We start from the raw sequence: 21,053 nt of genomic DNA, 5'->3' as shown, positions 1-21,053 counted from the left end.
CCTTTTAGTGTTTTAGGCTTGTTCTGTGATTAGTACTCTGTCTTGTCCATCTAGTTCTGTCATCTCTACGATAATTTCTTCAGAACGACTGGTTGGGATGTTTTTTCCAACATAGTCCGGACGGATTGGAAGTTCTCTGTGGCCACGATCAACCAAGACTGCCAAACTCACACGAGCAGGGCGACCATGGCTGACGATGTTGTCAATAGCTGCACGAATAGTACGACCTGTATAGAGCACATCGTCCACCAAGATGACTTCCCGATCTGTCACATCAACAGAGATTACAGAGGTATCTTCTCCACTTTTGACATCGTCACGGAAAGGCTTGGTATCCAGTTCTACCACTGGAACTGAAAGAGATTCTAACTGTTCCAAACGTTCTTGGATACGGCGAGCAATAAAGACACCTCGCGTTTTAATACCAGCCAAAACGATTTTATTCAAATCTTTGTTTCGCTCAATAATCTCGTAGGTAATCCGAGTAATCGCTCGTTTGACGGTCAATTCGTCTACAACTTCTTTTGTCCTCATGACAAACCTCCAAAAAGAAAAGTCTCCTTAACAAGGAGACTTCAGAATGTATAGCCAAGCCAGCTCTACTGTAAAGAGTATAGACTTCTGCTATCTATTGATCCGACTCCTTGCCTGCCTCACGGGACAGGTTTAAAGGAATATTTTATTGTTATTACTATATCACAAAGAAAGGATCAATGCAAGAAAAAAACATAAAATTTTCATCTTATAACGAACTAAAATCATATAATTGTGGATAGTGATCGCATTCTGGGTTCTTTGGGTGGCAGATAGCCCGTCCAAAGTAAATCATAGCCTGATGGGCTGCCAACCATTTCTCTGGAGGCAGAACATCCATGACACGTTTTTCTACTTCGAGGGGCGTAGCTGATTTTTTAACGATATCGTGATGCTTACAGATACGCTCAACATGAGTATCAACTGCAAAGGCTGGAATTCCAAAGCCCACACTCATGACTACGTTGGCTGTTTTGCGTCCAACACCTGCTAGGCTTTCTAATTCCTCTCGAGTCTGAGGCACTTGACCATTAAAATCGTCTAGTAACTGCTGGGCACATTTTTTAAGGAATTTAGCCTTATTTCGATACAGTCCCAGACGGGAAATGTGTGAAGCAATTTCACTCTCTGTCGCTACAGACATGGCTTGTGGCGTTGGAAAGGCTGCAAAGAGACCTGGTGTGGCCTTATTAACCGCTGCATCTGTCGTCTGGGCTGACAGCATCACTGCAACCAGTAGTTCAAAATGATTGGTAAAATCAAGACTAGGCTTAGCATCTGGAAAAAGGGCGATAATTTCCTCTATGACATGACGGGCACGTTTCTTGGATAAAACCATCTACTCGTCTCCGTCAAATAGTCCTTGCAAGCCTGCAAATGGACTGTTTTCTTCTTTCTTGACTGCTTGTTGGGCTTGGTATTCTTCCTCAGTCATGATTTGCCAGTCATTTCCAGACACAAAACCTTGACCAGCTTCTTCTTCTGCTGTTAAGACTTTGATTGGAATGTTTAGCAAGATATTATCTGACACACTTTCAGCCAAATCAATTTCCCCATTTTCGATAGGCAAGACCAAGTCATCATCTAAAACTTCTTGGTCCAGTTGGTTGGTCGCTCCTTCCATGAAGACCTCTGTGACTGGATAAGACTCTGCCAACTCAACTGGCTCCATACTGCGGCTGGAAGCAAGAACGATGGTATAAGATAACTGATAATCTAGGAAATACATACGGTCTTCGTACTGGACCTTTCCCACTGCTACGATATCTTTGACATCTAAAATTTCTTGATTTCGTTTACGTAAGTCTGCTGCCAGGTCTAAAGCTTGTTCAAAGTGTAGACCTTCAGGTTGCTTACGAATTTCTTGAATGTTTAACTTCATATTTCCTCCATAAAGATTTACTCACTTGATTATACCATGAAAAGGCTATAACTCAGCCTTCCAAACTTTGATATTAAAATCTCGTTTTTAACATATTTACTATGACATATTTTCTGTTTAGTGCTATACTATAGGCAAGAATGCATCAGAGCAAGGAGGATGCTCATATGGAAGACAAAGCACTCATCACTGAAGCTTACCAACTCCTATCCGAGTTAAATAAAAGCTACCAAAGCTGCAAACAAGGTACAGCCGATGATTTCCGTCTACAAGAACTGCTGAACAGCACTCTCAAGGAACTTAAAAAAGCGGAAAAGCTTGACAACAGCATCTTAATCGACCTTGAGAAATTTTACCAACGCACCAGTCTTCTGATTGGACTGGGGAGCCTAAAACTAAACGACCAAGCACGCACCGCTTGGCGCAACTATGACAAGTTCCACTACGAACATGTCAAACACGTATTGACTCTCTACGGGCCTGTTTTTGGTTTTTAGAGCTTGAAATTACTTGTTTTCTATTGACAAAATTTCCTGAAAGGTATAGGATAGAGGTACTAATACTCGGAGGTAAGGGAGACATGAACAACTAGTCTATCAAATAAAGAACCTTTATTTAGTAGATCTTGTTTTTGTCTCTTTTTGTGTGCTCTTTTTATACTAGGTTTTCTAGTATCTTGTCCTCATTGAAAATCAAAAAACTAGAAAGCTATGCTCCTCTTGGGTTGGATAGGGTTAGACTGAACTAGTTTGATGGGATTTTCAGTGAGGAGAATAGAGTTTTTTGACATAAAATACTAGCTCTACTAGGTAAAGTAGAGCTTTTTGTTATGCACTATGGACATTCTAGAAAGGGCAACAATATGATAAAAATCAATCATCTAACCATCATTCAAAACAAAGATCTACGAGATCTTGTATCTGACCTAACCATGACTATCCAAGACTGGGAAAAGGTTGCTATTATTGGTGAAGAAGGAAATGGTAAATCGACTTTACTACGAGCTTTAATGGGGGAAGCATTACCTGATTTTACTATCAAGGGCGACATTCAGTCTGACCTTCAATCACTGGCCTACATTCCTCAAAAACTAGCTGAGGACCTGAAAAAGAAAACTCTACATGACTACTTCTTTTTGGATTCTGCTGATTTAGACTACAGCATTCTTTATCGTTTGGCGGAGGAGTTGCACTTTGATAGCGACCGTTTTGCTAGCGACCAAGAAATTGGCAGTCTATCGGGGGGCGAAGCTTTGAAAGTTCAACTCATCCATGAGTTAGCAAAACCCTTTGAGATTCTTTTTTTAGATGAACCTTCAAATGACCTAGACCTTGAGACGGTTGATTGGCTAAAAGGTCAGATTCAAAAGATTAGGCAAACTGTTATTTTCATTTCCCATGATGAAGACTTTCTTTCTCATACGGCTGATACTATTGTCCACTTGCGACTGGTCAAGCACCGTAAAGAAGCGGAAACACTAGTAGAGCATTTAGACTATGATCGCTACAGTGACCAGAGAAAGGCTAATTTTGCCAGACAAAGTCAGCAAGCTGCTAACGACCAAAGAGCCTATGACAAAACCATGGAAAAGCATCGCCGCGTCAAGCAAAATGTAGAAACTGCCTTACGTAACACTAAAAATGATGTTGCTGGGCGCCTACTGGCTAAAAAGATGAAAAATGTTCTCTCTCAAGAAAAACGCTTTGAAAAGGAAGCTCAGTCCATGACCCAAAAGCCACTTGAAGAAGAGCAAATCCAACTCTTCTTCTCAGATATCCAACCATTACCGGCTTCTAAAGTCTTAATCCAACTTGAAAAAGAACATTTGTCCATTGACCAGCGCATTTTGGCTCAGGAGTTGCAACTCACTGTCCGTGGCCAAGAAAAAATCGGTATCATCGGGCCTAATGGTATTGGAAAATCGACTCTGTTAGCCAAGTTGCAACAACTTCTTAATGATAAAAGAGAGATTTCGCTTGGTTTTATGCCACAAGATTACCATAAAAAACTGCAATTGGATTTATCTCCAGTAGACTACCTCAGCCAAACTGGACAAAAAGAGGAACTACAGAAAATCCAATCCCACTTAGCCAGTCTCAATTTCAGTTATTCAGAGATGCAACACCAGATTCGTTCCTTATCTGGTGGTCAACAGGGAAAACTGCTTCTTTTGGATTTAGTTCTACGCAAACCAAACTTTCTCCTTCTCGATGAACCCACACGAAACTTTTCTCCTACTTCTCAACCCGAAATCAGAAAACTCTTTGCCTCTTATCCCGGCGGTCTGATCACTGTTTCGCATGACAGACGCTTCTTAAAAGAGGTCTGTACGAGTATCTATCGTTTGACAGAAAATGGTTTGGAAGTTGTTGATTTACAAGATTTATAAATGTTGAACATAGCAAAAATCCAGAGAAGTTTCTCTGGATTTTGTTTACATCTGTTTCAAGCGCTCAATTCGTTCTGAGATAGGTGGGTGGGTGTAAAATAGTTTTTGTAGTCCGCCAGCTTTCTTGGGATCATTGATATAAAGAGCGCTGCTGGCATCATCAACGTGGTGATGCATAGGCTCGCTATTATCCAACTTGCGCAAGGCATTGATCATCCCTTGAGGATTGCGAGTCAGCTCCACACTGGATGCATCCGCCAGAAATTCTCGCTGACGGGAAATGGCTAATTGCACCAAGGTTGCAGCGAGAGGTGCCAGAACAATTGCTAAGAGAGAGATAACAAGCATGATAATCTCCAAACCATTTCCATCACGATCATTATCGCTCCGTCTGCGACCAGCGCCTCCCCACCACATCATACGACCTGCCATACTAGACAGAAGGGTAATGGCACTAGCGAGCGCTACAGCAATGGTCGAAATTCGGATATCATAGTTTCGGATATGACTGACCTCATGCCCCATAACAGCTTCTAGCTCCTCACGGTTCATGATAGCCAGAAGACCCGAAGTGGCTGCGACTGCTGCATTTTGCGGGTTGGAACCTGTTGCAAAAGCATTCAAAGAAGAATCCTCAATGATGAAAACACGCGGCATGGGAATCTGAGCGACCATAGCCATATCTTCCACTACATGGTAGAGGTCTGGTGCTGTTTGCTCATCAACCTCACGCGCCCCATTCATAGACATGACAATCTCTGTCGATTGAAAGATCATGGTTAAAGCGTAGATAAGGCCGATGATCAAGGCAATAATCATGCCGCCAAGACCTGAACGCATAAAGAGATAGCCAACCGCATAACCAACCAAGGCCAAGAGTAGGAAGAAAAACAGTAATAAAATCCAGGTTTTTCGTTTATTGCTCGCAATTTGATCAAACAACATCTTAGTCACCTAAACCACTAAAGTCAACTTTAGGAACTGCCTTTTCCTCTTCAGGTGTTTGAAGGAAGTCTGCAGCTTTAAAGCCAAATAGTCCTGCGATGATGTTACTTGGGAAGCTTTCAAGTTTTACATTGTAGTTGCTGACCACACTGTTGTAGAGTTGGCGTGAGTAAGAAATTTTATTTTCTGTATTGGTCAACTCTTCTTGCAATTTGATAAAGTTAGCACTAGCTTTCAAGTCTGGGTAATTCTCTGCTACTGCGAAGATACCAGAAATCTGGCGGGTAAGGGCATCACTGGCCTTCATAGCTTCAGCTGGCGAAGTTGCTGCGGCTACTTGTCTACGAAGTTCTGTCACTTTTTCCAAGGTAGAACCCTCATATTTGGCATAGCCTTTGACTGTTTCAATCAAGTTAGGGAGGAGATCATTACGACGCTTCAACTGAACATCGATCTGGCTCCAAGCCTCCTTGGTTTGCATACGATTTTTTACCAAACCGTTATAGCTAACAATCACAAAAATAACAATTAGAGCCAAAACTCCAAGAATAATCCAAGTCATAATCTTATTCCTTTCTGCTTTTAGATTAATACCAGTATATCAAAATTTTAATGAATATGGTAAAATAAGATGATACTAGAGAAGGAAATGACTATGAAACCAGAAACATTTTACGACTTGCTAGCGGAGCAAAATTTTCCACTCTCAGACCAGCAAAAAGAACAATTTGAACGGTATTTTGAACTCTTAGTTGAGTGGAATGAAAAGATTAACCTGACCGCTATTACAGACAAAGAAGAAGTTTACCTTAAACACTTTTATGATTCGATTGCCCCCATCCTACAAGGCTTGATTTCAAATGAAAGTATCAAACTTCTTGATATCGGGGCTGGGGCAGGATTTCCTAGTCTTCCTATGAAAATCCTCTATCCTCAGTTAGATGTGACTATCATTGATTCGCTAAATAAGCGCATCAACTTCCTCCAACTATTGGCTCAGGAGCTGGGGTTGGGCGGAGTTCACTTCTACCATGGACGGGCAGAAGACTTTGCCCAAGACAAAAACTTCCGTGCTCAGTTTGATGTGGTAACTGCCCGTGCTGTTGCCCGTATGCAGGTCTTGTCTGAACTGACCATTCCCTACCTTAAAGTTGGCGGAAAACTCTTGGCACTCAAGGCCAGTAATGCCCCCGAGGAATTGCTAGAAGCCAAGAATGCCCTCAATCTCCTCTTTAGTAAGGTCGAAGATAATCTCAGTTACGCCCTACCAAATGGAGATCCACGTTACATCACTGTGGTAGAAAAGAAAAAAGAGACCCCAAACAAGTATCCTAGAAAGGCTGGCATGCCAAACAAACGCCCGCTTTAAATTTTTTTGTAAAAAAATATTTACAAAGTTCGCCTCGCTCTTACATTTCTTAGCTCGGGAAAAAATGATTTACAAAATCATTTTTTTCTGCTATACTATCCTAAGCAAAGGTTTTTAATGTCATCCCGTGAGGTGACAAAGACGCAGTATATGAAATTCTTTAAGAATGGAATAGTTTTTTTAAAGAAGTCTTACTCTGAGAGCCTATTGCTGTAAAATAATGGGCTCTTTTTTGGTGCCCAAAAGTGAGGTTTTTATGAAACAGGAATCAACTGTTGACTTGTTACTAGACGTTGACCAACGTCCTTCAGCTGGTAAAGGCATTCTTCTAAGCTTCCAGCACGTTTTTGCCATGTTTGGTGCAACCATTCTCGTTCCCCTAATTTTGGGAATGCCCGTATCTGTTGCCCTTTTTGCATCAGGCGTTGGGACACTCATCTACATGATTTCGACTGGTTTTAAAGTTCCAGTCTATCTCGGATCATCCTTCGCCTTTATCACGGCCATGTCTCTAGCTATGAAAGAGATGGGTGGCGATGTATCGGCCGCTCAAACTGGGGTTATCTTGACTGGTTTGGTTTATGTTCTTGTGGCTGCAAGTGTTCGTTTTGCAGGTACAAAATGGATCGATAAACTCTTACCACCAATCATTATCGGACCCATGATCATCGTTATCGGTCTTGGACTGGCAAATTCAGCTGTTACGAACGCTGGACTTGTAGCAGATGGAAATTGGAAAAATGCACTTGTAGCTGTCGTAACTTTCTTGATTGCTGCCTTTATCAATACAAAAGGAAAAGGTTTCCTACGTATCATTCCTTTCCTCTTTGCCATCATCGGTGGTTACATCTTCGCAGTAACACTTGGCTTGGTTGACTTTACACCAGTCCTAGAAGCTAACTGGTTTGAAATCCCTGGTTTCTACTTACCATTTAGTACAGGCGGAGCCTTCAAAGAGTATAACCTCTACTTCGGTCCTGAAACAATCGCCATCTTGCCAATCGCTATCGTAACCATTTCAGAACACATCGGTGACCATACCGTCCTAAGCCAAATCTGTGGACGTCAGTTCCTGAAAGAGCCAGGTCTTCACCGTACACTTCTCGGTGACGGTATTGCAACATCTGTATCTGCCTTTCTCGGTGGACCAGCCAATACGACTTACGGCGAAAATACAGGAGTTATCGGGATGACTCGTATCGCTTCTGTCTCCGTTATCCGTAACGCTGCCTTTATTGCCATTGCTCTCAGTTTCCTTGGTAAATTCACTGCCTTGATCTCAACAATCCCTAGTGCTGTACTTGGTGGGATGTCCATCCTTCTCTACGGAGTTATCGCCAGCAACGGTTTGAAAGTCTTGATCAAGGAGCGCGTTGATTTCAGTCAAATGCGTAACCTCATCATTGCTAGTGCTATGTTGGTTCTTGGGCTTGGTGGAGCCATCCTCAAAGTAGGACCAGTTACCCTTTCAGGTACTGCCCTATCAGCTATGACAGGTATCATCTTAAACCTGATCTTACCATACGAAAACAAAGACTAGTCATCTATATAGACAAAATCCACTCAGTTGAGTGGATTTTTCTGATTCTTACCTTCCCCACGCAATCAAGAGATACAGGAGGCTAGAACCAAACATGTCTACCAGAGCATGCATAAGGAAAAATGGCAAAAGATTTTTAACCTTATACTTGTATAGAAAATAATAGAATAAACCATAAACTACACCAATAACCAGTGCCCACACCAATCCTTGATAAGTGTGAAAAGAAATCCGAATGAGGGTAGAATAAAACAAAACCCGCCACTTGTGCTTTTCTTTCACTGAGGTCAACAACCCTAGAAAGAAAAACTCTTCATAGAAGCCATTTAGCAAGGCGTAGGCAATTGCCATGGGACTAAGCGCTAGGAATTTCCGTATAACTTCCATGGGATCTATGTGGGCAAAAAGAAATGGATTTAAGTAATTGTATTCACCAGTTAGTGTCGTCACCAGGTCTCCAAACAATCCCACAATGGCAAATATAAAAGGAACCCAAAAGAGAAGGGACCAGGTCCAACGAATGGGAAGTTGTTTGAAATCATAATTCCGGATCAAAAGGTAAAGCAAGGCTAAGGTAAGAAGTATCACTTGCAGGGTGAAGTTGCTCAAATAGCCTACTCCCTCGCTGACAGTATTACTTGCTGTATCCATTGTAGTTGAAAGACCTGTCGGAAACATACTTGCTAAAAAGAGCTCCGTTGACCGAATGATAAACTGACCAAACATTAAAACTGTAATAATCAGAATGTCAAACCATCTCAAGTAGCGCAGGGGCTTAGTTGGGTGAATGCTTTGTAAAATTTTCATATCTTCTCCTTCTAGCCTAGCAGTTAAAGATTGGTTTATTGTAAGAAAAGAAACTTAAAATTTTATAAAATTCCACTCCCATTCCTTAGCCGTAATCAATATTTAGATAGGATATTTAAACCAACCACTTTTTACGAGTAACTAGTTTCTCATTCAACCTTCCGTTTATTTTCTATCAACAAATCTTTCAAAGAAATGATGGCTACCGCAAGTAAAATCATAGCCATACCGACAAAATCAATCGCGTAGAATTGTTCCTTCATAATCAGAAAGGCAAAGAAAACAGCAGAGATGGGCTCTATGGAAGCCAATAAACTGGACTTAACAGGGCCTATCATACTAGCTCCTTTTAGGAAAGCTGTATAGGCAAAGACCGTGCCAATGATGATAATGCCAGCAAATGCAAAAAGAAAATCCAAGCTGGTCGGTATACTGGCCTGCAAAACCCCTGTGAAGGGAATAGCCACCACTCCAGAAATAACCATGCCCACACCAATCACCAACATGCTTCCCCATTTCTTAATCAAAGTGATAGGAAGAATGATATAAAGGGCGTAGGTCAAGGCAGAAAAGAGCCCCCAGAAAAGACCCGCAGGTGTGACCGACAACTGGTCAAGTTCCCCATGAGTCGCGATAAGAAAAGTCCCTCCGATTGCTAAAACAATCGAAACAATCTCAGCCAGAGTCGGTGCCACCTTGTCCTTGATACAAGTATAAATCAAGATTCCAACAGGGCATACATACTGGAGAACCGTAGCCGTTCCAGCATTGGTTTCCTGAATGGCAGAAAGATAGGCAAACTGGTTTAAGAAAAGTCCAAACAAGGCAAATAGCAGTAGAGAGAGTAAGCTTTTTCTGTCTTTTAAAAAAGCTAGGAGTTTATCCCTTGCAGTTACATAGGATAAGAAAACCAGTGCCAATCCTGCAATGATAAGCCGCAGATTGGTCAAGACTAAAGCGGAAATCCCGTGTGCCATCAGGTATTGGCCACTGGTTCCAGACAAGCCCCAAGCAATGCCTGCCACTACTGTAAATAGCGTTCCTTTTACGGTTTTTGACATGCTTGCTCCCTACTCTTCCCTACGAATCATATCCATGACTTGGTTTCGATCGATTATCCACTGGGCACGCTCATCCTTCTCATACGTTCGATTGGATAAAAAGATAGCGGCTTCCTGTTTCTCTCGGTTCCACATGATGAAGGTACCTGTATAGCCCGTATGGTCGAGCCAGGCCCCCTCCATATTCCAAGCTAACGAACGCTCCTTATCATCTAAGGGAGAAAAATTGCGGCTCAAATCTGCTGCAAAATCATCTTTCAAGTAATGATCCAGAAAGTTTTGCAAATCCTTAACAGTTGAAAATAAACCAGCACTTCCAGCATGTTTGCCCAAAAGACGAGCTTTGGGATCGTGAATACTGCCTGCCTCCACTCCTCTCACTGTTGGTACAGCAAACTCAACGGGGCCAAACACTGTTTCCTTCATCCCCCATGGGTTCAAAACTTGTTCTTCTATAATCTGATCCAAGTCTTGGTCAAAGATTTTTTCCAAAAGAAAGCCCAGGAGTAAAAAGTGCACGTCCGAGTATAGGAAGGCTGTCTGACTTCGTCTGTTGAGGTGAAACATGGCTTTTCTCAGTTCCTCTGCACCTAACCTGTCTCGATTAGGAATAAAGGGGTCCAGGTCTGTTGCGTGGGTCAAAAGTTGACGGATAGTGATATCTGAGTAATCACACTCAGGTAAAAAATCCGTCACTGGTCGATCAATATCTAATGTGCCCTGCTGCCACAAGAAGGTGTAGATCGTCCCAACTCCCACAACCTTACTCACACTGGCTAGGTCATAGACTAGCCCTGACTCTGTCTGTAAACCTCTCTCAGGATCACTCAATCCTAGGTAAGATTCTCTCCATTCTCCATCCTTAAAATACGCAAAAGAGGCCCCGGGATAGACCCCTGCCTCGATTTGTTCTTCTATTTTTCTTAGAATTTTTGTCCACTTCATGCTTCTTCAAACCACAATTCGATATTATTGGTGTCTTTACCAAGGAAGAATTTTTCAGACTTGGGAACAAAATAGCCTGTCTTTTCAAATTTCTGACGAAGACTAGTTAAATCTAGATCCTTTACCAAAAATTTCAGCATAGACAAGTCCCAGGTGACATTGTTTTCAACAGTCAAATCTGGACCTTCCCCTTTGGTAAAGCTAATTACCTTAGCTACCACTTCTGGATCAAGCAAACTCTCCATTCCCTCAGGAAAACGCAACTCCATAGAAATCTCAAATTGACTCAAGTATTTTATACCTGTATTTGAAGAAAATTCAGGAACAGTTTCCAGTGGAACCAAATCTCTTATATCATTTTCCGCATGAACAAGAATCACATCCTGTTCAGGAGAAACAATCTCAAAAGCATAACCACGGCTTCCTTTAAGCAGGCGAGGAAGGGACTCCATCTGATAGAGAAGAGCCTCTATTTCTGAAGGATTTTCTACTTTGATCAAGAGTCTAGCTAGTTTCTTAAGCCCTTCAACTCTCCGAGTTCGCATACTGGGAGCCTCTTCGAGAATCAACTTCTCAATACCTGATTGGTCACCAAGTGAAAGGAAGGCAGATTCTTCTAATAAGGGCTTCATCCCAAGAGTTTCAATGTAAAATTTTTCATTTAATTTTCGATTATTGACCTTCAAAGTCGGAATAATTTGTATCATTTGATTTGCATTCATAGCTTCCTCCAACTCTTTTATTTTAAAGGATTTTAGGACTTTTTACAAGCTATTCCACTTAAATTCTAGAATTTTTTACAAAAATTTCCGATAAAAAAACTGGGATTCCCCAGTTTCGTTTCTTATAGGTAAAGTAGTTTGAATAGTGCTACTGCTGCAATACCCGCTGCAATTGGAGCTACAACTGGAACCCATGCATACCACCATTTTGAATCACCCTTGTGTTGACCAAGAACTGATTTTGGAAGGAGTTCGTGAAGAAGACGTGGTCCGAAGTCACGAGCTGGGTTCAAACCAGGTCCAGTAGGTCCACCAAGTGAAGCTACCAAAGCCAGCACTAGGAAACCAAGTGCCAAGTGTGCAACTGAGATCCCAGCAGCTGTATGTGGAGCTACTTGAGCTTTCACTGCCAATTCACTTAAGTCAACAGTTTGACCAGCTTGAGTAGCCATTTGTTTCATGTATTGAAGAACCTCAGCACCGAAGAAGTTTTTAGTCAAACCAAGCGCTGCAAAGAAAAGAACAAATGAACCTACAAACTCATTTAGGAAACCGTTAACCGTTGCTGCGAAACGTGATTCTTTTGTACCGTGGTCGATGCTTGAAATCGTTGAGAAGGTACCCAAGATATTGTTTGGGTTTTCTGTTTTCAAGTAGTATGGACGGTGAGTCGCTACAACCAAAGCTTGACCAAAAATTGCCCCCAAAACTTGCGCAAGGATGTAAAACGGTACTTGATCCCAAGAAAAAAGTCCGCTAACAGCAAGTCCAAGAGTGAAAGCTGGGTTGATGTGGTTACCAGAAACGTTACCGAACATCAAGGCTGGGATCATAACCCCCATACCATAACCAACAGCGATAACGAGCCAGCCACTTTGGTGACCTTTCGTACCTTTAAGTTCAACGTTGGCAACTGCACCATTACCAAGAATGATCAAAATAGCAGTTCCCAAGAATTCTGTGGCATATTTAATAGCCCATGTAAAATCCATTTGATAGATTCTCCTTAAATTTTTTTAGACAATCCTTATTCTATCAATTTTTAGGCCTTTTAGCAACCGATTTTCTAAAAGAATATCTGGAAAACGCTTTATTTAACTTATCTTTAAGAAAAGGACAAAAGGAGTCAAACTCCCTTCATCCTTTTCATTAGTCTTGACGTTGACCAAAGTCTGCAATCATCTGCTCCATCTCTTGGCGATTCGGAGTAGTCAGCATATAAAGGTAGTCCCCTTGTAGCTCTGCAAAGGCTGCTGGCATGATTTTTTTGACCTTGAATTGCTGACTGTATTTGGCAAAAAGGTCCTCTTCTGAATAAACATAGTTAGCATTAGCACGACGTGATGTAGCTAGACAGTATTGAGGTTCAAATTCTGATGTTGGAAACCCCTCACCTGCGACGATAGCTGCATAGCCACGATAGAGGTCCAAGGAGTGAGCGAAGTTATAAACATCAATGGTAAAACCACCTGCAGGACGATTGTTGTACTCAATGGCGATATAGTCATCTCCCTCACGGAAGAATTCGATATGGAAAAAACGCTCCTTCATGCCAAATTCTTTGACAATGGCTTCACCATACTTGCGCAGTTTGGGATCCATATCCTTGAGCACATAGTAGGAATTGTCCATCTTATAAATCATGAGATCAAGTGGTGTATGGGCATAATCGAAAGTCGTTGAAAAGACGATGTTGCCATCCTTGTCTACAAGCCCGTCAAAGGTACAGATTTCGCTAGAAGTGACAAATTTTTCAAAGAAATAAACGGTTGAATGGTCCCATTCAGCCTTGAAGTGATTTACATCTTCTTCTGTCTCAAGCTTAAAGGTTGCTGCCGCTCCCACTCCGTTATCAGGTTTGGCAATCATTGGTAGACCGATTTCTTTCACTGCTTTATCCACATCTACTTCCGTCTGGATAACAGCTCCAGGTACCACAGGGACACCTGCTTTTTTGAAAAGTTTCTTCATCTCAGACTTATATTTCGTCTTTTTGAGATCCTCGGGTTTGGCACCAAAGACATTGAATTGTTCTCTAAGTGCTGCGTCTAGCTCAAGCCAGTATTCATTGTGTGACTCGATGCGATCGATAGGACCATGCTTGTAGAAAAGAAAGGCAACAGCACGCTTGACTTCGTCTATATTCTCAAGATTGTCCACACGGAAATACTCAGTTAGGCTATTGCGCAAAGGCTCATCTAGTTGTTCGTAAGGCTCCTGACCAATTCCCAAGACTGTGATGCCTTTACTAGCTAGTTCAATCGTAAACTGTTGAAAGTTTTGCGGATAGTAGGGAGAAATAACAAGGTAATTCATAGGCAACTCCTTTTATAGATACAGGTGTCCAAGAAAATAGGGCATTTGTTTACGCCACCATTCCCAGTCGTGGGCGACATCGTGTCCCCATTCAGCAAACCAGGCTGGAATTTGTTTCTGGTCAAAGGCTTCTTTGAGCTTGTAGAAGGATGGCAGACCATCTTGTTCCCAAGCACCAAGACCCGTACAGACGACAATCTCCGCCTGACGGTAACGATCGATAAACCAGCCGTCATTCTGATTCCAAATATAATCTACTGGCGAGTTCTGGTAAATAGCATCATCATTGTAGTAATCACCGACAAAGAAACGTGCGTCGTAAACACCACTGAGAGCAATCACCTTGGTAAAGACATCCGGATGCTGGAGGAAGAAATTGAGTGCATGGTAGGCCCCCATGGAGCAACCTGTCGTCATCATACCGTCAAACCAACCTGTCTTATGCTTGATAAAAGGAATGGCCTCCTCAATCACATAGCGTTCGTAGGCACGGTGCATCTCTGCTTGGTCATGACCATTTTTCCAAGTGGCCAACCAGCTCTCACTGTCAACACTGGATAGGGTAAAGAACTGAACACAACCTTCTTCGATAAAGGAAGCACAGGCATCAATCATGCCAAAATCATAGTATTCATTGTGACTGCCACCAGATGAAGCAAAAACCACGACTGGAATCCCAGCGTGTCCATAACGGTTGAGATACATTTCACGGTTGAGGTGGCCACTCCAGTGGCTAAGATGTTCAATATGCATTGGCTTTCTCCTTTCCTAAGTTACCATTTCTCTGCAAAAAAACGAAGACAGTCTGGTAAATTTTCCGACCAAGGGATCTCACTATGGATAGCACCAGACTGAACTTTCAAAACAAGATTATCCAAGTGTACTCCTCCTGCAATCAAATCATGGTAATAGCGAAGTGATGAGTCGATATAGGCTTGCTTGATATTGCCAGCCATCAAGGTCTTGTCTGTATCATCTGCTTCTTCCGTTCCAACATAGATGAAAATACGCTGATCAGGCGACAGTTTCTTGCGCTCGATATAGCGGTTAAAGGCTTCTTGGTGGAGCCAGTTGGCAGATGAAAAGACTCCTAGACAACCAATTCGGTCTTGGTATTCCAGTCCGATAAACTGGGTAATATTGCCTCCTAGAGACGAACCAATCATAGCCGTATGCTGGCGATCAGCTTTGGTACGGTAGGTCTCATCGATAAAGGGCTTAACCACCTCCATGACAAACTCGGCATACTCCACACCCTTACCGCCGAACTGTTGCCCTGGAATAGGAGATTCTTGAAACTTCCAAGCCGCATACTCATTCATCCGTCCCATGCCATCATTGTCAATAGCAACAACAATCATGCGACTGATATCAGGATTTCGTTTAATGGCTGGAATAATCTTCCAAGAGTGTCCGATATAGGACTCCTTGCTGTAAAAGACATTTTGCCCATCGTGAAAGTAAACAACAGGGTAAAAACGGTCTGTGTCTTTCTCATAATCCTTTGGCAGGAGCACACGCACACGACGCTCCTTTCCTGTATAAGGAACCTTGAGTTTGTGTTCTTTCATTTTTAAGTAAAAGTAGGAATGATTCATTGTCAGAAAACTCTCTATATTCAAAATTTTATCTTATTATACCATAAAAATAGAAAAAAAGTCAGTTAATGTCCATTTTAAGGATAAATAACTAACTTTTTTCATTTGTTTTTCTGAATTCTTCTGGATTTTCTGATTAGAGGAGATTGTCAATTAACTCATCGACAGCATCTTTTTCAGCCTGAGGTGTAATCTCAGTGATCATGATACCAGCCACTGCTCGCTCAACCAAGCCTTCAACATCCATGCGTTTTTCATACTGCTCTGCATTCTCTATCTTAGGATTGGTCTTAGGACGATCAGGCGCAAAAATAGTACAGCAGTCCTCAAACGGCTGGATAGAAATTTCAAAGGTATCGATTTCCTGCGCGATGTCAATGATTTCCAACTTGTCCATAGTAACCACGGGACGAATGATGGGAGTGTTGGTCACAGCGTTGATAGCCTGCATGCTCTCCAAGGTTTGGCTTGCTACTTGGCCAAGGCTTTCCCCATTGATAATGACCAGACCCTTTCTCACTTCACGAATACGGTCAGTAATCCGCATCATAAACCGACGCGTCAAGGTCATGAGGTAGGCTTCTGGCGCCTTGGCCTTGATTTCTTCTTGAATCTCAGTAAAAGGCACTTCGATAAACTGGATATTGCCACCAAACTTGGTCAATTTACGGGTCAAATCTTGGGCTTTTTTGAGAGCGCCAGGGCTAGTGTATGGTGGGCTAGCAAAGTGAACCGCCTCGATATCTACCCCACGCTTAAGAGCTAGATAACCTGCCACGGGTGAATCAATACCTCCTGACAACATGAGCATACCTTTACCAGAACTTCCCACAGGTAATCCTCCTGCTCCACGAAAAGTTTCATAGGAAAGATAGGCAGCCTCTTCACGAATCTCAACCTGAAGATTAATATCTGGATTTTTCATCTGAGCTTGCACGTTTGGAATAGCCTCGAAAACAGCTCCACCAAGAGTTTGATTCAGTTCACGACTGTCGAGTTCAAAGTTGTGGTCGCTACGCTTACTAGTGATTTTAAAGGTCATCCCTTCCTTATAGATTTCCTTCATAATCTCTTGGACAGCAGACTTCAGAACGTCCACTGACTTTTCAATCTTATACACAGGAGAAAAATTTTGAATTCCAAAGACTTGTTTGAGCGATTCTGCAACTGCTGTGTAATCTGCTCCATTGAGGTAAGCGTGGGCACGGTCGCGATCTGCGGTTACCTTAACTTGAGGATAGATAGACAAAACGTCTGAAATATTATTACGAAGTTTATTAATGAAACGCATACGATTTTTGTGTTTGGTTGACAATTCTCCGTATCGAATCATAATTTCTGAATACTGCATAAATACTCCTATCTTACTTTTCTAGTTTGATTGTAAATTAATTTTAGCTTGGTCAAAAACTGCTCGACTTGACTCATATCATTTTCCAAGTCTAGGCTTAGGCGAACAGCTGACTGGGCCTTATCCTTGTCCACTCCCATGGCAATCAAGGTCCCTGCGGGTTTTCCTGCCTTGGACGAACAAGCAGAGGTTGTGGAAATGAAAATATCATAATCTTCAAAGGCATGAACGATGACTTCTCCACGAACCCCCTTAATCCCAAAAGTCAGGATATGAGGGGCAAAGTCTTCCTCATCCGAAAAGACGAAAATGTCTGGATAGTCCAGAAGGGCTTGGCGAATGACTGCCTTCATCTGTCCTGTCTTGCTAGTAAAGAGATCTAACTTTTCCATAGATAAACGGAGAGATTTGGCTGTCGCTGCAATCCCTGCTACATTTTCAGTTGTCGAACGATAGTCTCGCTCCTGACCACCACCAGTCAACAGAGGCGTAATCTTCTTACCAGACTTGATATAGACAAAGCCAACTCCTCGCACACCATGAAACTTATGGCTCGAAAAGGTTGCAAAATCCACCCGATCCGTCAGGTATTTTTCAGTCGGAATCTTAGCAAGTGCCTGAACTGCATCAACGTGGAAGGAAATAGTCGGCTTATCTTCTAACAGTTTCGAAATAGCCTCAATGGGCTGGATAGAGCCGATTTCGTTGTTAACTGCCATAATGGAGACGAGAGTCGTATCAGGACGTATCAAATCTGCTAACGCTTCAACATCCACAAATCCTTTCTCATCAACTGGAGTAAAATCTATCTCAAAACCTTGACTTTTCAGCCAAAGGGCTGATTCCTTGACTGCTGGATGTTCAATAGCTGACACGATGATGTGCTTGCCAAACTGGGCTTTTTCAAAGGCCACACCCTTGATGACCCAGTTATCTCCTTCTGTTCCACCAGAGGTAAAGAAGATTTCATCACTCTTCTTCCCAATCAAGTCTGCAATTTGCTGCCGGGAAGCATCTAAAATTCGTGTTGCCTGGTCTCCCAAACGATGGAGACTAGATGGATTTCCTACAATTTTTGAAGCGACCTGCATGTAAGTTTCAAGTGCTTCAGGATAAGGCTTAGTTGTCGCCGAATTATCAAAGTAGATCATGTTTTCTCACGCTTTCTAAAATCACTCCTTCTATTTTATCATGAAACGAAGCTTACGACAAGAAAGGGAAGTTTCTCTTTTTTTAAGATTTTTTTAAAGAAATGAGGTATAATAAATCATAATCAAAGGAGAGTATCATGTCTAACTATCGTAGAACTTCAAAACCAAAAACAGAACACATCAAAAAGGGATTTACTGTCTTTCAAAAAACGATTGCTACCATCGGTAGTATCCTTGGCCTAATCACCGCTAGTATCACCATCATGAACGCCATGGATAATAATAAAAACAACAAAAAAGAACCGACGACAACCCAAACAACTGTTGTCAAGGAAATTCAAAAGGAATCCCCTCAGGATAATACTACACCTAACAAGGATAACACTTCTACTAAAGAAAATACCCCACAAGAAGAAACTTCTCAATCAAACAAGAAAGAGGAGAAAAAAGAAGAGCCGAAAACAACAACTCAGGACTCTTCTACACCTGCTACAAATAAAGAAACAAGTGATAACGGAACACAGTCAAATACGACGAGTTCTGAAACTAAAACGAACCAGTAATCACAAAAATAGCTTCCTTCCAGATTTGGAAAGAAGCTATTTTTTATTGTTGCAATACTTTTCGTGGTTTGGTTCCTTCAGCTGGGCCGATGACACCTGCCATTTCGAGTTCTTCCATCAGTCGGGTCGCACGGTTAAAGCCAACTGATAAACGACGCTGAATCATCGAAGCACTGGCTTTCTGCGTCTCGATAACCAGAGCCTTAGCTTCTTCAAAAAGCGGATCGCCGCCAGCTTCACCATCTGAAAATTCTCCTTCATTTTCAGAAACCTCACCTGGATCAAAACTCTCATCGTAGTCTGCATCCGCCTGAGCCTTGATGAAGTTTACGATGCGTTCAACATCATCATCCGAGATAAAGGATCCTTGCAGACGGACTGGATGATTTTCATCAATTGGTTTAAAGAGCATGTCTCCTCGACCAAGCAATTTTTCAGCTCCATTTTCATCCAAGATAGTTCGTGAATCTGTGCCCGATGAAACTGCAAAAGCCACTCGAGATGGCACATTGGCCTTGATAAGACCAGAGATGACATCAACCGACGGACGTTGCGTTGCTAGAATCATGTGAATCCCTGCGGCACGCGCCTTCTGTCCGAGACGGATGATGGCATCTTCCACTTCCTTGCTGGCCACCATCATGAGGTCTGCCAACTCGTCCACAATGACGACAATCAAAGGCAGGGGTACTTGTTTGTACTCAGACTGGGCATTGAATTCCTCGACCTTGGCATTGTAACCAGCTATATTTCGCACACCAACCTTAGCAAAGAGTTCATAACGGTTTTCCATCTCATCCACAACTTTTTGCAAAGCCTTGCTGGCCTTGCGTGGATTGGTCACAACTGGAATCAAGAGATGGGGAATATCATTGTAAACAGACAACTCAACCATCTTAGGATCGACCATCATAAACTTGACCTGGTCGGGTCTTGCCTTCATGAGAATGCTGGCGATAATACCGTTAACTGCAACTGATTTCCCTGAGCCCGTCGAACCTGCAACAAGTAGGTGGGGCATCTTGGAAAGGTCAAAGGTGCGAGCAGTTCCATTGACAGCCTTACCTAGAGGTATTTCAAGGAGATTTTCTGGTTTTGTTTGAGACTGTTCCCAGAGTTCACGGAAGGAAACGGTCGCAATCTCAGAGTTGGGCACTTCAATTCCAACTAGGGATTTTCCAGGGATCGGAGCTTCAATCCGAACATCCTTTGCCGCCAGAGCCAGCGCTAAGTCGTCTGCCAGATTGGAAATGCGGTTGACCCGTACACCGACTGCTGGCTTGACTTCATACTTGGTAACTGATGGTCCAATTTCAGCTCGTTCAACCGTTACCTTGATACCAAAGCTAGCAAAGGTTTCTTCTAGGATTTTGATGTTTTCTCGAACAATCCTCTTTTCCTTGGACTGATCTTTGGGTTTATCTGGCGCAAAGAGTTGCAAGCTTGGCAGTTTGTATTCGATAGCTTCTTTGGCAGAAAAATCAACCTGCACCTCTTCATCCTCAAAGTCTTCTTCCACATCTGGAACGTCAAAATCAGTTTGAGGGAGGATAATCTCGGGTTCTATCCATTCTTCCTCAGGAATTGGGGGGAGATCGTAGACTGGTACCTCTGATAAGATTTCTCCAGTTTCAGAGTCTACAGGAGGAAGCGGTAGGGCATCCTGTTCTTCTTGTTCTCTCTGAATTCTGGCAGCTTCTTCAGCTTCTTGGCGAGCCTTCTCTTCTTCTCTCTTGATGAAGCGTTCCTGTTTTCTCTGTTCCTGTTTTTCCATGAAGGATCTGAACTGAGCACCAATAAAGGCTGCAACATCATAAATAGACCAAGGACTGACCAAGAGTGCCCCAACCAGAATCAAGAGAACTCCAATAAAGTAAGAGCCGATATTTGAAAAAAGAAAGGCTATGGGGATATAAAGTCCAACACCAAGCAGGCCTCCACCAGCAAAGCTAGTCACCCGCATACCTGTCAGATCCGTCATAACTTGAGCCAAGGTTCCTTTTAAAACTGACTGCTCCAAGCCAAATTTCCAGACCAAGTAGGCCTCAAAAATCAAGAGTAGGCCAGCAAAGATACAGAGAAATCCTGACAGAAGCCCCTCCTGCTTGCGGATCCATTTAAAAAGAAAAAGATAGATGAGGAGGCCACCTATAGCCACATAAGCTAAACTTCCGACTAACAGTCGAATGAGATTGTAAAGAGTGATACCCGCAGCACCAAGCTTGAGAGCTGCAATAATCAATAATAAGGCAATCCCTAAGGAAATCAACATCCTCTGGATAGCCTGTTTTCTTTCAAGTTCTGCTTTAGACGGTCTCCGTCTTGTTTTTGTAGTATTCTTGTTTGCCATTCTTTTATTATACCATATTTCACAGCCATTT

Annotated in this window: 21 protein-coding genes; 5 read left to right on the top strand and 16 right to left on the bottom strand. The window is 42.4% G+C overall.

The genetic code is table 11. The features are described 5' to 3' along the window. Positions 1-12 precede the first annotated feature (12 nt). The 3 genes from pyrR to D8862_RS07595 form a co-directional block, all read right to left on the bottom strand. Positions 13-534, bottom strand: coding sequence for a bifunctional pyr operon transcriptional regulator/uracil phosphoribosyltransferase PyrR (gene pyrR / locus D8862_RS07605; RefSeq protein WP_001259298.1), 522 nt, complete (start codon positions 532-534; stop codon positions 13-15). 208 nt (positions 535-742) lie between these two features. Further along, positions 743-1,372, bottom strand: a complete 630-nt coding sequence (gene nth, locus D8862_RS07600) for an endonuclease III (RefSeq protein WP_000244438.1) — start codon at positions 1,370-1,372, stop codon at positions 743-745. Beyond that, the gene (locus D8862_RS07595) at positions 1,373-1,915 is read right to left on the bottom strand and encodes a YceD family protein (RefSeq protein ID WP_038805034.1); all 543 of its coding nucleotides are present in this window, start codon (positions 1,913-1,915) and stop codon (positions 1,373-1,375) included. Between the two features lie 167 nt (positions 1,916-2,082). Between D8862_RS07595 and D8862_RS07590 the strand changes: the two genes are divergently transcribed. Then, complete coding sequence (locus D8862_RS07590) at positions 2,083-2,412, top strand: hypothetical protein (RefSeq protein WP_000389548.1); 330 nt, start codon at positions 2,083-2,085, stop codon at positions 2,410-2,412. A 332-nt stretch (positions 2,413-2,744) separates the two neighbouring features. Continuing rightward, on the top strand, positions 2,745-4,304 hold the full coding sequence (locus tag D8862_RS07585) for an ATP-binding cassette domain-containing protein (protein ID WP_125449772.1): 1,560 nt from the start codon (positions 2,745-2,747) through the stop codon (positions 4,302-4,304). 45 nt (positions 4,305-4,349) lie between these two features. Here D8862_RS07585 and htpX read toward each other — a convergent pair whose 3' ends face one another. Both htpX and D8862_RS07575 read right to left on the bottom strand, forming a co-directional pair. Then, positions 4,350-5,249, bottom strand: coding sequence for a zinc metalloprotease HtpX (gene htpX / locus D8862_RS07580; RefSeq protein WP_125449770.1), 900 nt, complete (start codon positions 5,247-5,249; stop codon positions 4,350-4,352). Between the two features lies 1 nt (position 5,250). Further along, a complete protein-coding gene (locus tag D8862_RS07575) occupies positions 5,251-5,811 on the bottom strand; it encodes a LemA family protein (RefSeq protein WP_000219838.1) in 561 nt (186 codons plus the stop codon). A gap of 93 nt (positions 5,812-5,904) precedes the next feature. Here D8862_RS07575 and rsmG point away from each other — a divergent pair, with 93 nt between their 5' ends. Continuing rightward, positions 5,905-6,618, top strand: a complete 714-nt coding sequence (gene rsmG, locus D8862_RS07570; RefSeq protein ID WP_125449768.1) for a 16S rRNA (guanine(527)-N(7))-methyltransferase RsmG — start codon at positions 5,905-5,907, stop codon at positions 6,616-6,618. A gap of 256 nt (positions 6,619-6,874) precedes the next feature. After that, positions 6,875-8,158, top strand: a complete 1,284-nt coding sequence (locus D8862_RS07565; RefSeq protein WP_185760853.1) for a uracil-xanthine permease family protein — start codon at positions 6,875-6,877, stop codon at positions 8,156-8,158. 48 nt (positions 8,159-8,206) lie between these two features. Here D8862_RS07565 and D8862_RS07560 read toward each other — a convergent pair whose 3' ends face one another. The 10 genes from D8862_RS07560 to D8862_RS07515 form a co-directional block, all read right to left on the bottom strand. Beyond that, the gene (locus tag D8862_RS07560; protein WP_125449764.1) at positions 8,207-8,965 is read right to left on the bottom strand and encodes a CPBP family intramembrane glutamic endopeptidase; all 759 of its coding nucleotides are present in this window, start codon (positions 8,963-8,965) and stop codon (positions 8,207-8,209) included. Between the two features lie 149 nt (positions 8,966-9,114). Next, positions 9,115-10,026, bottom strand: coding sequence for a DMT family transporter (locus tag D8862_RS07555; RefSeq protein ID WP_125449762.1), 912 nt, complete (start codon positions 10,024-10,026; stop codon positions 9,115-9,117). Positions 10,027-10,035: 9 nt separating this feature from the next. Then, on the bottom strand, positions 10,036-10,971 hold the full coding sequence (locus D8862_RS07550; RefSeq protein ID WP_125449760.1) for a serine hydrolase domain-containing protein: 936 nt from the start codon (positions 10,969-10,971) through the stop codon (positions 10,036-10,038). Next, positions 10,968-11,693 (bottom strand): CppA N-terminal domain-containing protein, encoded by a 726-nt coding sequence (locus D8862_RS07545; protein WP_125449758.1) that lies wholly within the window; start codon positions 11,691-11,693, stop codon positions 10,968-10,970. Before D8862_RS07545 ends, D8862_RS07550 begins: the two co-directional genes overlap by 4 nt. A 122-nt stretch (positions 11,694-11,815) precedes the next feature. Continuing rightward, positions 11,816-12,685, bottom strand: coding sequence for an aquaglyceroporin Gla (gene gla / locus D8862_RS07540; RefSeq protein ID WP_125449756.1), 870 nt, complete (start codon positions 12,683-12,685; stop codon positions 11,816-11,818). A gap of 157 nt (positions 12,686-12,842) precedes the next feature. Further along, positions 12,843-14,009, bottom strand: a complete 1,167-nt coding sequence (locus tag D8862_RS07535; RefSeq protein ID WP_125449754.1) for an ATP-grasp domain-containing protein — start codon at positions 14,007-14,009, stop codon at positions 12,843-12,845. 12 nt (positions 14,010-14,021) lie between these two features. Then, positions 14,022-14,762 (bottom strand): esterase family protein, encoded by a 741-nt coding sequence (locus D8862_RS07530; RefSeq protein ID WP_125449752.1) that lies wholly within the window; start codon positions 14,760-14,762, stop codon positions 14,022-14,024. Between the two features lie 20 nt (positions 14,763-14,782). Continuing rightward, positions 14,783-15,607, bottom strand: a complete 825-nt coding sequence (locus tag D8862_RS07525; protein WP_084971677.1) for an alpha/beta hydrolase — start codon at positions 15,605-15,607, stop codon at positions 14,783-14,785. A gap of 136 nt (positions 15,608-15,743) precedes the next feature. Continuing rightward, entirely contained in the window at positions 15,744-16,958 is a 1,215-nt protein-coding gene (thiI, locus tag D8862_RS07520; protein WP_125449750.1) for a tRNA uracil 4-sulfurtransferase ThiI, read from the bottom strand. An 8-nt stretch (positions 16,959-16,966) separates the two neighbouring features. Continuing rightward, positions 16,967-18,109 (bottom strand): cysteine desulfurase family protein, encoded by a 1,143-nt coding sequence (locus D8862_RS07515; RefSeq protein ID WP_125449748.1) that lies wholly within the window; start codon positions 18,107-18,109, stop codon positions 16,967-16,969. Positions 18,110-18,246: 137 nt separating this feature from the next. On the opposite strand from D8862_RS07515, the gene D8862_RS07510 reads away from it, so the two are divergent. Then, on the top strand, positions 18,247-18,672 hold the full coding sequence (locus tag D8862_RS07510; RefSeq protein WP_125449746.1) for a DUF6556 family protein: 426 nt from the start codon (positions 18,247-18,249) through the stop codon (positions 18,670-18,672). A 43-nt stretch (positions 18,673-18,715) separates the two neighbouring features. On the opposite strand, the gene D8862_RS07505 is transcribed toward D8862_RS07510, so the two are convergent. Further along, a complete protein-coding gene (locus D8862_RS07505; RefSeq protein WP_125449744.1) occupies positions 18,716-21,022 on the bottom strand; it encodes a DNA translocase FtsK in 2,307 nt (768 codons plus the stop codon). Positions 21,023-21,053 lie beyond the last annotated feature (31 nt).

It is taken from the genome of Streptococcus oralis, assembly GCF_003942585.1.
Taxonomy (GTDB): domain Bacteria; phylum Bacillota; class Bacilli; order Lactobacillales; family Streptococcaceae; genus Streptococcus; species Streptococcus oralis_BE.
This window is presented reverse-complemented; position numbering and strand designations above follow the sequence as displayed.

Coding starts and splice junctions, on each gene's coding strand:
- D8862_RS07525 (WP_084971677.1), bottom strand. CDS start 15,607: ATGAATCATTCCTACTTTTACTTAAAAATGAAAGAACACAAACTCAAG.
- gla (WP_125449756.1), bottom strand. CDS start 12,685: ATGGATTTTACATGGGCTATTAAATATGCCACAGAATTCTTGGGAACT.
- nth (WP_000244438.1), bottom strand. CDS start 1,372: ATGGTTTTATCCAAGAAACGTGCCCGTCATGTCATAGAGGAAATTATC.
- D8862_RS07585 (WP_125449772.1), top strand. CDS start 2,745: ATGCACTATGGACATTCTAGAAAGGGCAACAATATGATAAAAATCAAT.
- htpX (WP_125449770.1), bottom strand. CDS start 5,249: ATGTTGTTTGATCAAATTGCGAGCAATAAACGAAAAACCTGGATTTTA.
- D8862_RS07550 (WP_125449760.1), bottom strand. CDS start 10,971: ATGAAGTGGACAAAAATTCTAAGAAAAATAGAAGAACAAATCGAGGCA.
- D8862_RS07545 (WP_125449758.1), bottom strand. CDS start 11,693: ATGAATGCAAATCAAATGATACAAATTATTCCGACTTTGAAGGTCAAT.
- D8862_RS07515 (WP_125449748.1), bottom strand. CDS start 18,109: ATGATCTACTTTGATAATTCGGCGACAACTAAGCCTTATCCTGAAGCA.
- D8862_RS07505 (WP_125449744.1), bottom strand. CDS start 21,022: ATGGCAAACAAGAATACTACAAAAACAAGACGGAGACCGTCTAAAGCA.
- D8862_RS07560 (WP_125449764.1), bottom strand. CDS start 8,965: ATGAAAATTTTACAAAGCATTCACCCAACTAAGCCCCTGCGCTACTTG.
- D8862_RS07565 (WP_185760853.1), top strand. CDS start 6,875: ATGAAACAGGAATCAACTGTTGACTTGTTACTAGACGTTGACCAACGT.
- D8862_RS07535 (WP_125449754.1), bottom strand. CDS start 14,009: ATGAATTACCTTGTTATTTCTCCCTACTATCCGCAAAACTTTCAACAG.
- thiI (WP_125449750.1), bottom strand. CDS start 16,958: ATGCAGTATTCAGAAATTATGATTCGATACGGAGAATTGTCAACCAAA.
- D8862_RS07555 (WP_125449762.1), bottom strand. CDS start 10,026: ATGTCAAAAACCGTAAAAGGAACGCTATTTACAGTAGTGGCAGGCATT.
- rsmG (WP_125449768.1), top strand. CDS start 5,905: ATGAAACCAGAAACATTTTACGACTTGCTAGCGGAGCAAAATTTTCCA.
- D8862_RS07510 (WP_125449746.1), top strand. CDS start 18,247: ATGTCTAACTATCGTAGAACTTCAAAACCAAAAACAGAACACATCAAA.
- pyrR (WP_001259298.1), bottom strand. CDS start 534: ATGAGGACAAAAGAAGTTGTAGACGAATTGACCGTCAAACGAGCGATT.
- D8862_RS07595 (WP_038805034.1), bottom strand. CDS start 1,915: ATGAAGTTAAACATTCAAGAAATTCGTAAGCAACCTGAAGGTCTACAC.
- D8862_RS07575 (WP_000219838.1), bottom strand. CDS start 5,811: ATGACTTGGATTATTCTTGGAGTTTTGGCTCTAATTGTTATTTTTGTG.
- D8862_RS07590 (WP_000389548.1), top strand. CDS start 2,083: ATGGAAGACAAAGCACTCATCACTGAAGCTTACCAACTCCTATCCGAG.
- D8862_RS07530 (WP_125449752.1), bottom strand. CDS start 14,762: ATGCATATTGAACATCTTAGCCACTGGAGTGGCCACCTCAACCGTGAA.